Below are 13,525 nucleotides of genomic sequence, written 5' to 3'. Positions count from 1 at the left end.
ACTTTATAAGAAGACTATTGTTTTCTTCAAACCTAAACTTTTAACGAATAAGCATTATGAAGATACAGACGGGACGGGGAACAATTCCCCTTATTACTTTAATTGCTATCTGGTCTATTTCGGCATTGACTTCATTGCCGGGACTAGCTGTTTCACCTATATTGGGTGATCTTACGAAGATATTTCCGAAAGCTACGGATTTGGACATACAGATGTTGACTTCGCTACCATCACTGCTCATTATTCCTTTTATATTGCTGGGGGGTAAACTGACAGAGAAAGTCGATTATGTCCGTGTATTAAAGGTCGGACTCTGGCTTTTTGCCGCGAGCGGCATTTTGTATCTGATTTCCAATCGAATGTGGCAATTAATTGTGGTAAGTGCTTTGCTCGGTATCGGTTCCGGTTTGATTATCCCTTTATCTACCGGATTGGTTTCCAGATACTTTGTAGGAACCTATCGGGTGAAACAGTTCGGATTAAGCTCCGCTATTACTAATTTCACGTTAGTGATAGCAACTGCCGTAACGGGCTATCTTGCAGAAGTCAGCTGGCATCTGCCTTTCCTTGTCTATCTTCTCCCATTGATTTCCATTCTGCTGGTAGGACATTTGAAAGAAGACCGGACGGGAGAAGTCTCTTATACACCCTCTCCTTCCTCTTCTGCAGATACTACAAAAGACAACGAAGCCTCCGAACAATCTACTTCCATAGATATAGGAGGCAGCAAATACGGTATTCACATCAAACATCTGATAGAGTTGATGCTCTTTTATGGGGTGATAACCTATATTGTGGTAGTAGTGATTTTCAATCTGCCTTTCTTAATGGAGAAGCATCACTTTTCCAGTGGTAATTCAGGATTGATGATTTCGCTCTTCTTTCTGGCTATCACCGCTCCGGGTTTCTGTCTGGATAAGATCGTAGCCCTGCTGAAAGGACGTACGAAAGCATACAGCCTGCTGTCAATAGCGTTGGGACTGCTATTAATCTGGATAGCTCCAATCGAATGGCTGATTATTCCCGGATGTATCCTGGTTGGTTTGGGATATGGCATTATTCAGCCTATGCTTTATGATAAGACCACGCAGACTGCCTTACCGCAAAAGACTACCTTGGCTTTGGCATTTGTGATGATGATGAATTATCTGGCTATCTTGCTTTATCCCTTTATTGTCGATTTTTTCCAGTGGATATTCCATACCCAATCACAGGAGTTTCCTTTTATCTTTAATCTTCTGATAACTATTGTCACTCTTTTCTGGGCATATCGGCGCCGTAATACCTTTTTGTTTAACGACCAATTGAAATAAAAAATGAAGAATAAGAAACTGGAGGCCAATCTTAGCATGGCTGTCTCGAAAGTATTTAGCGGTTTAAATATGAATGCCTTAAAGTATCTTCTGCCTTTGTGGATGAGTCCATTGACGGGAGCCGCGCTTCGTTGCACATTTGCGGCGGCGGCTTTTTGGGTGATCGGGTGGTTTATGCCTCCGGAGAAATCGTCAGCCAGAGATAAATGGCTCCTCTTTCTGTTGGGGGCTTTGGGACTTTACGGTTTTATGTTTCTCTATCTGTCCGGATTGAGTAAAACAACTCCTGTTTCCAGTTCCATTTTTACCAGTCTCCAGCCTATTTGGGTTTTTCTAATGATGATATTCTTTTATAAGGAGAAGGCGGGCGCTAAAAAAATAATAGGAATTTCTATCGGTCTGATAGGAGCGTTGGTTTGCATCTTAACCCAGCAAAGCGATGATTTGGCCTCTGATGCTTTTATGGGGAATATGCTTTGTCTTCTTAGTTCTGTGGTGTATGCTGTCTATCTGATTCTTAGTCAGCGCATCCTCACGGCCATTGGAGCAATAACGATGTTGCGATATACCTTTTCCGGTGCTGCCGTGTCTGCCATTATAGTCACATTTATTACAGGATTTGATGCTCCGGTATTCTCCATGCCGTTCCATTGGACACCTTTCCTTATTCTGATGTTCGTATTGATTTTCCCTACCACTATCAGTTATATGCTGCTGCCTGTCGGTTTGAAATATCTGAAGACAACGGTCGTTGCTATTTACGGTTATCTGATTCTGATTGTGGCGACCATTGCCTCCCTTGCTCTAGGACAAGATCGCTTTAGTTGGACGCAGACGTTTGCAATCATCTTTATTTGTATTGGAGTTTATCTGGTTGAAGTAGCCGAAAGTAAAGAATAGTAAAGAAAAAAGGCATTCCATCACGGAATGCCTTTCATTATTTCATCATCATGTTTTATAGAGAGGAGTTGATTGCTTGTGCTATGGACTTGAATTCCTCGTCCGACAATTTCAGTTTCGGATTCGAAAACAGCATATCCGATTCCTTTTGAATAGGAATTAAATGAATATGTGCATGAGGCACTTCCAGTCCGATAACAGCTTCACCTACCTTTCGGCAAGGGAATGCTTTCTCAATGGCACGGGCTACTTGCTTTGCAAACACATGCATAGCAGCCAGGTCTTCATCGCTCAAATCGAAAATATAGTCTACTTCCTGTTTGGGCACTACCAATGTATGTCCCTTTACCAACGGATTGATATCGAGAAAAGCAAAAAACTTTTCGTTTTCCGCTACCTTGTAGCAGGGTATCTCGCCTGCGATGATTCTACTGAATATTGTTGCCATAACTTTTATTGATAAATTAAGGCAAGCCCCACACGGAGACCTGCCTTTACGTTAAATTGATATGTTTACTACTTCCAGTGCAATTTTACCTTGTGGAACAGTGATTTCTGCTACATCACCCACTTTCTTGCCAAGCAGACCTTGTGCAATCGGGGTATTAACGGAAATCTTTCCTTCCTTCAGGTTAGCTTCACTTTCTGAAACGATGGTATAAATCATCTTCATGCCATTCTTTACATTCTTCAGTTCCACCTTATTTAAAATCTGTACGGAATCTGTTTTCAATTTAGATTCATCGATGATTTTTGCATCTGCAATGGTAGCTTTCAATTTGTTGATACGCATTTCGAGCATACCTTGCGCTTCTTTTGCTGCATCGTATTCAGCGTTTTCAGACAAGTCTCCTTTATCTCTGGCTTCGGCTATTGCCGCAGAGATCTTCGGGCGTTCCACTGTTTCCAGTTCCTTCAGTTCCGCCATCAGTTTTTTGTAACCTTCTTCTGACATATAAGCCATGATGTTTTCCTCCTTTAATTGTTTTAAATGGTCATATAAACAAAAAAGAATTCCAACATGAGCCATGTTGGAACCCTCTTTTCATTATTTCTTTGCAAAGATAGCTTTTTATGTGATACGTGTCAAGTGAAAAAAGATGCTATGTAACATATTTAAAAGAAATATGCTAAATTATAACAACTTAGAGTAATGACTTGACAGCTGCTTCCAAATCCTTAATATCTTCGCCACGAAGCTTCAATTCGTTGTTACGATTAATCAAAAAGATAGATGGAACCTGACGAACATTATATACAGCTACGTTGGTAGAGTAAACTCCGTTTCCATCGCGCACACAGACCCATGGAAGGTTGTCTGCCGCTGTTTTCCAGTAGTGTTCGTCCGCGTCGAGAGATACCTGGTATATTTCCAGTCCTTCTTTAGCGTATGTATTATATAGTTCGCGAAGCATCAGATTGTGAGGAGCTCCGGCAGGTGACTGGAACACAGAGAAATCAAGCAAAACGACTTTGCCTTTCAGGTCGGTCAGCTTGCGCACATTTCCTTTCACATCACGCAAGGCAATGTCGATGATGCCGGTTTCTACGATCTTATCCTGTGGAATTTCCAGTGCTTTCGTTTGCGGTTGGCGCGTGTTCTTCATTCCTTTGATTACAATATTATAAAGGTTTTTGGAACGTACCGCATGAGGGAACGAGTTGTTGAGGCTCGTAGCAACAGCAGCGAAACATTTCACATCGTCTTTATTGTTCAACGGATCGAATATCAGATAATTATTGAGCTTCTGGAACAGGGCAAAGTAAGCCGCAGCCGTGTTGGGAGCAGCGAAAATATAGTTCACCTTGACATCTTCCTTATAGTTGTTGAGCAATGTTGCCAAGCTATCTTCGAACACATCGTGCCCTATCCTGTTGCTGCGCAAGGATGCCAGCAAATCGTCCACCTCTTTTTGAAGGCGGATCTGCTTCAACGTCAGTTCTTTGATTTTATTGCTGTTTTCCGAACCTTCCACCGCATAAGCAGTAGAGAAGTCCACATACGGAGCTTTGATCTGGATCGTTTCGATAGAATCTACAGAAAAATTGATGATTTTGTCGTCAATCCGCAAACGGTAAAATTCGGGTGACTCAGGACGAGGCTGCTTGAAACTGAATGTGCCTTCCCCTTTCAGCTTTACTGAATCGAGCGGAACAATACCTTCCAGACCGGAAGCTTCGAGATAAAGCATTTTACCGTCGGCTCCTGATACATCCCCGTTCACCTGGAATTTAGGGCCGGAACTACAAGCAGTAATAGTAAGTGCGGCGAGCGCTGCAAAAGTAACCTTTTTCATATAGTGTGTGTTATTAACGAGATGCAAATATACTTCTTTTCGAGATTAGTCAAAGCATTTTGCTGTGTTCTTCATCCTAATTTTGAAAAAAAATCAGTTCACCACTAACTTTTTACCTCATTTCCACCTGATTACCACGATAAATGTATATCTTTGCAGGAATTTTGAAAGAAAAAGTATAGATAAAACAATTTTTATGATTAACCCAATTGTTAAGACAATCGAGTTACCTGATGGAAGAACCATCACACTCGAGACGGGAAAGTTGGCAAAACAGGCAGACGGTTCTGTAATGCTCCGCATGGGAAATACCATGTTGTTAGCTACTGTTTGTGCCGCTAAAGATGCAGTTCCCGGAACAGATTTTATGCCTTTACAGGTAGAGTACAAAGAAAAATTTGCGGCATTCGGCCGTTTCCCCGGTGGTTTCACCAAGCGAGAAGGTAGAGCTTCTGATTATGAGATTTTGACTTGCCGTCTTGTCGACCGTGCTCTCCGTCCTTTATTCCCCGATAATTATCACGCAGAGGTATATGTAAACATCATCCTCTTTTCTGCTGATGGTGTGGATATGCCGGATGCATTGGCAGGACTTGCCGCTTCTGCAGCACTTGCCGTTTCAGATATTCCTTTCAACGGACCGATTTCTGAAGTACGTGTAGCACGTATCGACGGTCAGTTCGTTATCAATCCTACTTTTGAACAACTGGAAAAAGCTGATATGGATCTGATGGTAGCCGCTACTTATGAGAATATCATGATGGTAGAAGGTGAAATGCACGAAGTATCCGAAGCTGAATTGCTGGAAGCAATGAAAGTAGCTCATGAAGCTATCAAGGTTCATTGTAAAGCTCAGATGGAGTTGACTGAAGAGGTTGGAAAAACAGTGAAACGTGAATACAACCATGAAGTGAACGACGAAGATTTGCGCAAGGCTGTTCGTGAAGCATGTTACGAAAAAGCTTATGCTGTTGCTGCTTCCGGAAACAATAACAAACACGAACGTTTTGCTGCTTTCGAAGCTATCCGTGAAGAATTCAAAGCTCAATTCTCTGAAGAAGAGTTGGACGAAAAGGGTGCGTTGATCGACCGCTACTACCACGATGTAGAAAAAGAAGCAATGCGCCGTTCTATCCTTGACGAAGGTAAGCGTTTGGATGGTCGTAAGACTACTGAAATCCGCCCGATCTGGTGTGAGGTTGGTCCTCTGCCTGGTCCTCACGGATCTGCTATCTTTACTCGTGGTGAAACACAATCACTGACTTCCGTTACTCTGGGTACCAAACTGGATGAGAAGATCATTGACGATGTTTTGGAACACGGAAAAGAACGTTTCTTGTTACATTATAATTTCCCTCCTTTCTCTACAGGCGAAGCAAAAGCACAACGTGGTGTAGGCCGTCGCGAAATCGGTCACGGTCACTTGGCTTGGCGTGCTTTGAAAGGACAGATTCCTGCTGACTATCCGTATGTAGTACGTGTGGTTTCAGATATTCTCGAATCTAACGGTTCTTCTTCTATGGCTACTGTATGTGCCGGAACATTGGCATTGATGGATGCTGGTGTGAAGATCAAGAAACCGGTATCAGGTATCGCTATGGGATTGATTAAGAATCCGGGCGAAGAGAAATATGCTGTATTGTCTGATATTCTGGGTGACGAAGACCACTTGGGTGATATGGACTTCAAAGTAACAGGAACAAAAGATGGTATTACGGCTACTCAGATGGATATCAAGGTAGACGGTCTGTCTTACGAAATTCTGGAACGTGCTTTGAATCAGGCAAAAGAAGGACGTATGCACATCCTGGGTAAGATTACTGAAACAATCGCTGAACCACGTGCCGACCTGAAAGAACATGCTCCACGCATTGAAACGATGACAATTCCTAAAGAATTTATCGGTGCTGTGATCGGTCCTGGTGGAAAGATCATCCAAGGTATGCAGGAAGAAACAGGTGCTGTGATTACTATCGAAGAAATTGATGGTATGGGACGCATCGAAGTTTCCGGAACAAACAAAAAATGTATTGATAATGCAATGCGCATGATTAAAGCAATCGTTGCTGTTCCTGAAGTGGGCGAAGTTTATAAAGGTAAAGTTCGTTCTATTATGCCTTATGGTGCATTCATCGAATTCTTGCCGGGCAAGGATGGTTTGCTGCACATCTCTGAAATTGATTGGAAGCGTCTGGAAACAGTAGAAGAAGCTGGAATTAAGGAAGGTGATGAGATTGAAGTAAAACTGATTGATGTTGACCAGAAAACTGGTAAATTCAAACTTTCAAGAAAAGTGTTGATGCCAAGACCGGAAAAGAAATAAAAGAGTCATATCTTCTATATAATGAATAGTCTGAAAACTTAGTTTTCAGACTATTTTTTTTAATTCCACTTCTCAGAAAGTATAGTATCAATGAGGTGATACCCTCCCCTTGAAGCGTGATTGTTTAAGGGCTTTTTTGTATATGGATGTATAGGGATCTATTCGTTGCGAGTTTCGAATATCGAAACTTGGGTTTTACGGATTTTGTGAAATCCGCAAATGCTGATGCGCTGTCAATACGCTTTTTGCATTTTACAATGTATGTGCCTTTGATTTGCATAATCAGTTGTTATTCAATACGTTTATTGCTTATATCAGAAATGGATATAATTCATAGAGTTACGCGAATTCACGATATTTGCATATTGAGAATAGAGAGAGAATTTGATGTTGTGTAAAAGGAAACAATGAATGATGAAGAGTGGAAATAGAATATATAGAAATTGGCTTTATGCGTTATTGCTGATTGTCTTTTCTTCTTGTATAGATGAAACTTTCACCGAGAATACTGTGGAAGGGACATTTCTGACAGTGAGAGGGATAACACCTCTGGGAGCAACCACACACGAGGGTACTCCGGAAGACCGAGTAGTGCGCACCCTGCGTATTCTGGCATTTGATCGGACGACTGGAAATAAGATTAGTAATGTATCTTATGCTGCATCAACAGGAGATATCATTCGGCATCCTATTGATCCGGGAACGTATGATTTTGTGTTTTTGGCCAATGAACCTCCTCATATACCGATTAAAACCAAGTTGGAAGCTATTGGTAATTACAGTGATTTGAATCATATTGCTTATCCGGCAAGTTTTTTCTCATCGGAGCAACTCATCCCGATGATGCAGGAGATAAAGAATGTAACCGTACTTTCCAATGGTCAGGGGGCCACACTGGAAAATGGTACGACAGTGTCCATGCTACTATTGGCTTTGGAGCGACTTGGAGTGAGGGTAGATGTTGAACTGAAAGCAGTGGATGACTTGAATAGTGTTTTTAAAGGAGTAATATTCAGTAATATCCCCAATCTCGTTCCCTTGACGGCAGGTTATGATGGTCCGGCTATTGAACGGAATGTAGTACGTAAGTTTACCCTAACCGACGATGGGGGGTATTTTGCTGACGGCACTGCTACCGCCGAATGGGGATGGGGCAAGAAAGTCAACCGTATTATCTTGCCGGCAAGCGAACCGGCATCCACCAATGACGAAGATGAGGCTGTGATTTTCACCGTTGATATGGTAGATAATTATAGTCCGTCTTGCGAATTGAAGATAAATTCGAGTCCGGTGAATTATAGTTTGCCTAAAAATACGAAGCTCGACTTGACAGGATATATACAAGACCCATTGCAGGTGAATATAATAGCATCGAAGTGGGAAGATGTGGATGAAGATTGGGACATAGTAGGTGTCAAAGTCTTGAATGTATCGACTTTGGAAACCGGTATTACCGATTTTAATGGGGCGCGGATCTCTTTCAGTTCCAATATGCCGATAGTGAAAGTGTTACCCGAATTGTATGTGGGTGCTACGGGAACTACTAAGGCCGAAACAGAAAAGATATTTAATGACCTTGTATTAAAGTCTAATGATACCAAGGACAATGGGGCGACGATTACATACGCCACTTCCCGTTTTCTGTACACCTATGATAAAACATCTCAAACCGGTACAGGATATATGGATGTGTTGCTTGATGAACAGAATGTGAAGGGTGCACGGGAAACTTATCGGATTGTTTTGTCAGTGGAGGATGAAGATGGTGGTAAACTGCAAAGAGAAATAAAGATTAATACTGCCCAAGATGGAAAGCGTTTTGTATTTGATGCATACGGGACCGGATACATAGGTGCTTTTTTTAGAGATGATGAGGTTGGTGAAAGGATTATTACCGGACAGCAGGCTAGGATAGCGGGAGCAAGCGAGCGTCCGGAAGATTTGGGAGCAATTTCTCCTTGGAAGGCGACTGTGGAATCCGGTGATTTTGTAGTCTTGAGTTCTACTCCAAGCTTCGACCCTCGTGTCGGAATGGATGATCCGGGGAATCCAGAACACTATCAGGTGCTCCCTAATGCATATAAAGGAGAGGGAGGAACCTATGTGGAAGGTAGGGGACGTGTCTATTTCCGTATTGGTGTAAAAGGGAAAAATACGGGAGCAACTCCAAGGTATGCCAGAGTTAAAATTGAACGTTATGGAGGTAGATGGGGGACAGGGGACAATCAAGTGTGGTACAGTGCAGAATATCTGTATGTCCGGCAGGGGGAAGAGCCCGATTATATTATGAGGCCGGGAACTGCAGACCCTATATCTAAAGGGCCATTGCAAGGTAAATCCCGTGATTATGCTCGTAAAATATCACCTTATAATCTGACCTCTCCGGCCTATTATAACGGTAGTAATGCCCTGTATACTCCGGTGGATCATAAGCAGGCAAAGTTTGTAAAGTATCCAAGTCAGGCTGGGGCTTTCTTTCAATGGGGACTTCCCAAGAAGGCGAATCAGGATTATTTCCGGTTAGCTTATCATCCTACTGCCCTCACTGTAGACCATTGGATTAAAGATATACAGTTCCTCAATGAAACGTATAAGCTGTTTTTACCGGTATGGGGAGCGGCTCCTTCATCACCGGAAATTATATATGATTATGGATACACAGAGGTTTTTGAATCTTGTCCTGAAGGATATCACCGCCCGTCGGATGGGTATATTGATAGAGTCTCTTATAACGGACCGTATCCCAATAATTTGGATCAGAATGGCGATCATGTCATTGTTGATACCGATAAAAATGTCATAAAGGCAAATTTGGTGGATTATAGCGATGATATAGCTTTTTCCGAGTTGCGGCAATCTTTATTTATAAATCCATTAAGTGGAGATGCCGGTTTGAATTCGAATATTGGAGGATATGATGGTTCGGCGGGAGTGGGTGGAATTAAGGTAGACCGATATCAGAACTTTTGGAAGGATAGAAATAGTACAAGTGAAGCACAAGAACATATGAAATTCTCTATAGGTTTTTATGCTGATGGTTTCTTTGACCGCCGACCTGTCAAAATGGGATCGGGTGACGGGAATTATCCTTATTGTGTTTCATCGGAGAATGCGCAGGCTGCGTATATGGGAATTCTGGTCTATAATGAGTCGAATGGTGCTTCTGTTTTCTTTCCTTCGGCGGGAAGACGTCGTAATCAGAATAGTAGTCTGGAGTATGCTGGGCAGACAGGTTATTACCATACCTCTTCCATAGCTGCATCGTCTGCCGAAGATCCTCATGCTGTATGGAGTATGTTTTTGGGTAAATGGCCGAATCCGGGACTTATGTATCAGTTGCCGACATTTGGGCAGTCTATCCGCTGTGTTAAAAATGAAACATCGGGTACGAGATAACCCACATTATATTCTAATCTGACTCTGACTTAATTTATTGCTTTGGTTAAGCCGAGTCTGTTTTTCTTTGCATTTAATCCCGTTTTTTTTAAAAACGGGATTTTTTATTAGTAACATTCAGAGTTGACCTGTTTTATATAAAAAGAATCGGAAAGTACCCCCATACTTCCCGATTCGAAACAGTCAAAAATCGACCTTAATCAATTTATTAACTTAACACGTCGCAAAGATATGAGAAAAATTTCTTTGAAAGAGCTTTTTTGCTCAAAAAGTTTATGATACAGGCAAATATACCCGCTAATAAAGCCGCTTTTCTTGCTTTAAAACCAACGCTTCGTTCCTTTTAAAGGAGCGACCCCTTCCTTTTAAAGGAAGAGGCCGTTGGTTTAAAAGGAACTGATAGGGTGTTTATATAGAGATTAGGATTAATGATTTTTCGATTATATCAGTTAGTTTATAAGTTTGTTTTATACTCCTCTTCTATTCGTTTTATATGTGCGAGGTTTCTTTCCAGTAATTCATTTAGCTCGTGATTAGAAAAGCAAGCTCCTAAATAGATCGTGCTTTCTGCTTCAAAGTCAAACGATTCATTGTCTTCATTCACTACAATCTCAATTTTTCCTTGTGCATCTGTAGAGATTACTACATTGTATCTAGCCATCAATCCTTTGAGCTCTTTTATGAATCTATATTCTTTGTTTGTTAATATTCTTTTCATGTCGGTCAGCTCTTTTGTTTTGCTATTCTTTCGTGTGGTAAAGTTCGTAATTATTTAACACATTACACGCTATTTGAAGTATTCATTTTATTCTATTTGTCAGGTTGTAATATTCCTTTTATTCATATTATCACATCTATTCGTTTTTTTCGTATATTTGCTTCGAGCGAAACTTTTCATTTGTATATTTGTTGGATTTTAAAAAGAAAGAAAATAAAAATGGAAACAGAAGAATTGATTATTGGGAGAGTCCATCACGGACGCAATATACGTCGTACCCGTGTTGAAAAGAATATGAACCAGGAGGGTTTGAGTGAATTAGTACATCTCTCACAGCCTGCTGTTTCTAAATATGAGAAGATGAGAGTGATTGATGATGAAATGTTGCAACGCTTTGCACGGGCGTTGAATGTGCCTTTCGATTATCTCAAGACTTTGGAGGAGGATGCACAGACGGTGGTGTTTGAGAATATTACAAATAATGGTAATGCAGCCACAAATGCTAATATTGGATTTGTTGATGAAGTTGGTGAGGACAATCGAGTTAACAATTTCAATCCTATCGACAAAATCACTGAACTTTATGAGCGTCTTTTAAAAGAAAAGGATGAAAAGTATGCCGCTTTAGAACGTCGTTTGCAGCATATTGAAGAAAGTTTGCAGAAATAAAGAATAGATAAATTGAAAGGAATCGCAATATGATGAAACAAATACCTTACGGAATAACTGATTTTGGTAGAATCCAGAAAGAAAATTATTATTATGTGGATAAGACAATGTTCATTGAAAAAATAGAGATGCAACCACCTTATCTATTTCTGATTCGCCCTCGCCGATTTGGTAAGAGTTTGACTTTGGCAATGTTAGAAGCTTATTATGATGTTAGTTATGCTGAACAGTTCGACGAGTTGTTTGGTCAACTATACATAGGCCAGCATCCGACGAAGCTTCACAATCAGTTTCTCATTATGCGATTTAATTTCTCGGAAGTGAGTTCTAATGTCAACGAGGTAGAGCGTTCGTTTAAACTTCATTGCTGTAACAAACTACAAGAATTCGTTTACAAATACGAATATTTGCTGGGCAAAGAAATATGGAGTGTTCTCAACGAGGATATACAAGAGGATCCCGGAGCATTTTTATCTGCAATAGGTTCTTATGCTACTCGTAAGAAAAATCTTCGTATTTATTTGCTTATTGATGAATATGACAATTTCACCAATACCATTCTTTCAACCTATGGTACGGAATTCTATAGAAAAGCAACGCATGGTGAAGGTTTCATTCGTGGCTTCTTTAACGTGATAAAATCCGCTACAACAGGAACGGGCTCTGCCCTTGAACGGTTGTTTATTACAGGAGTGAGTCCGGTGACGATGGATGATGTTACTAGCGGTTTTAACATCGGGACTAATATCACAAATGATTCATGGTTTAATGATTTGGTCGGATTCAGTGAGAAAGAGTTGCGTGAGATGTTGATATATTATAAAGAGCAGGGAGTGCTTGAAGAATCTATAGATGAAATAGTTGCCATGATGAAACCTAATTATGACAATTATTGCTTTAGTGAAGACACATTAGAGCAGTGTATGTTTAATTCCGATATGACTCTTTATTTTCTGAAATCTTTTGTACTTCATCATAAAAAGCCTAAAGAAATTGTAGACCCCAACATCCGTACTGATTTCAACAAACTGACATACTTGATAAAACTTGATCACGGATTGGGAGAGAACTTTTCCGTTATAAAAGAGATAGCCGAGCAGGGAGAGATTACTACTGACATCGTTACTCATTTTTCTGCATTGGAGATGACGGATCCTAGTAACTTCAAGTCTTTGCTATTCTATTTCGGGCTTCTCTCCATTAAAGGTGTAGATATGGTGGGAAGACCCATTTTGCATGTGCCGAATTTAGTTGTAAGAGAGCAGCTGTTTAATTTCCTGATACAAGGCTACGTCAAGCATGGTATCTTTAAAATGGATATGAACAAGATGAGTGCTTTATTTGAGAATATGGCTTTCAGAGGGGACTGGAAACCGTTGTTCGATTTTATTGCCGACGCTGTTCGTGAGCAAAGCCGTATTCGTGAATATATTGAAGGTGAAGCGCATATTAAAGGCTTCTTGCTTGCTTATTTAGGAATGTATCGGTATTATCAGCTCTACCCGGAATACGAATTGAATAAAGGCTTCGCAGACTTCTTATTCAGACCTAGTCCGTCGGTTCCCGTACTGCCTCCTTTCACCTATCTGCTTGAGGTGAAATATGCAAAAGCCGGTGCTTCGGAAAAAGAAATACGTACCCTTGCCGATGAGGCACGTGGTCAGTTGCTGCGTTATAGCGAAGACGAACTGGTGGCAGAAGCCAGAGCGAAAGGTGGGTTGAAGTTAATTACGATTGTTTGGCGTAGTTGGGAGCTTGCCTTATTGGAAGAAGTTACTCTTTCTTAAAAGACAAATACCATAAATGTTGCTAGATGGTTTGCGGTTCATCTATTTTTGCCTGATTTTGAAACGTTGATGAATAAGGAGATAACTTTTTCCTTTTAATGAATATCTCTAATAAGTCTTGA

10 protein-coding genes are annotated in these 13,525 nt (G+C 40.9%); 6 read left to right on the top strand and 4 right to left on the bottom strand.

Annotated elements, in window-relative coordinates:
• Positions 1 to 56 precede the first annotated feature (56 nt).
• Together NXV01_RS01940 and NXV01_RS01935 are read left to right on the top strand one after the other, a co-directional pair.
• Positions 57 to 1,313 (top strand): MFS transporter, encoded by a 1,257-nt coding sequence (locus NXV01_RS01940; protein ID WP_259021631.1) that lies wholly within the window; start codon positions 57 to 59, stop codon positions 1,311 to 1,313.
• A 3-nt stretch (positions 1,314 to 1,316) separates the two neighbouring features.
• A complete protein-coding gene (locus tag NXV01_RS01935) occupies positions 1,317 to 2,213 on the top strand; it encodes a DMT family transporter (protein ID WP_148367050.1) in 897 nt (298 codons plus the stop codon).
• Positions 2,214 to 2,268: 55 nt separating this feature from the next.
• Here NXV01_RS01935 and NXV01_RS01930 read toward each other — a convergent pair whose 3' ends face one another.
• From NXV01_RS01930 to NXV01_RS01920, 3 genes are all read right to left on the bottom strand, one after another.
• On the bottom strand, positions 2,269 to 2,661 hold the full coding sequence (locus NXV01_RS01930) for an HIT family protein (RefSeq protein WP_148367051.1): 393 nt from the start codon (positions 2,659 to 2,661) through the stop codon (positions 2,269 to 2,271).
• 51 nt (positions 2,662 to 2,712) lie between these two features.
• Complete coding sequence (gene greA, locus NXV01_RS01925) at positions 2,713 to 3,177, bottom strand: transcription elongation factor GreA (RefSeq protein WP_032844195.1); 465 nt, start codon at positions 3,175 to 3,177, stop codon at positions 2,713 to 2,715.
• Positions 3,178 to 3,358: 181 nt separating this feature from the next.
• Positions 3,359 to 4,510, bottom strand: a complete 1,152-nt coding sequence (locus tag NXV01_RS01920) for a DUF4369 domain-containing protein (RefSeq protein WP_074636488.1) — start codon at positions 4,508 to 4,510, stop codon at positions 3,359 to 3,361.
• Positions 4,511 to 4,706: 196 nt separating this feature from the next.
• On the opposite strand from NXV01_RS01920, the gene pnp reads away from it, so the two are divergent.
• Together pnp and NXV01_RS01910 are read left to right on the top strand one after the other, a co-directional pair.
• Complete coding sequence (gene pnp, locus NXV01_RS01915) at positions 4,707 to 6,833, top strand: polyribonucleotide nucleotidyltransferase (protein ID WP_004323285.1); 2,127 nt, start codon at positions 4,707 to 4,709, stop codon at positions 6,831 to 6,833.
• 411 nt (positions 6,834 to 7,244) lie between these two features.
• The gene (locus NXV01_RS01910) at positions 7,245 to 10,229 is read left to right on the top strand and encodes a hypothetical protein (RefSeq protein WP_259021630.1); all 2,985 of its coding nucleotides are present in this window, start codon (positions 7,245 to 7,247) and stop codon (positions 10,227 to 10,229) included.
• Between the two features lie 454 nt (positions 10,230 to 10,683).
• Here the strand turns inward: NXV01_RS01910 and NXV01_RS01905 are convergent, their stop codons facing one another.
• Positions 10,684 to 10,947, bottom strand: a complete 264-nt coding sequence (locus NXV01_RS01905; protein WP_148367054.1) for a hypothetical protein — start codon at positions 10,945 to 10,947, stop codon at positions 10,684 to 10,686.
• 219 nt (positions 10,948 to 11,166) lie between these two features.
• Between NXV01_RS01905 and NXV01_RS01900 the strand changes: the two genes are divergently transcribed.
• Both NXV01_RS01900 and NXV01_RS01895 read left to right on the top strand, forming a co-directional pair.
• Positions 11,167 to 11,616: a helix-turn-helix domain-containing protein gene (locus tag NXV01_RS01900; RefSeq protein ID WP_148367055.1), complete on the top strand. Its 450-nt coding sequence runs from the start codon at positions 11,167 to 11,169 to the stop codon at positions 11,614 to 11,616.
• A gap of 29 nt (positions 11,617 to 11,645) precedes the next feature.
• Entirely contained in the window at positions 11,646 to 13,403 is a 1,758-nt protein-coding gene (locus NXV01_RS01895) for an ATP-binding protein (RefSeq protein ID WP_217722350.1), read from the top strand.
• The last annotated feature ends 122 nt before the right edge of the window (positions 13,404 to 13,525 follow it).

The sequence above is a fragment of the Bacteroides sp. BFG-606 genome, from assembly GCF_024788145.1.
GTDB classification, from domain to species: domain Bacteria; phylum Bacteroidota; class Bacteroidia; order Bacteroidales; family Bacteroidaceae; genus Bacteroides; species Bacteroides vicugnae.
Note: the sequence above shows the minus strand (reverse complement) of the source record. Positions and strands in the feature narration are given on the sequence as shown.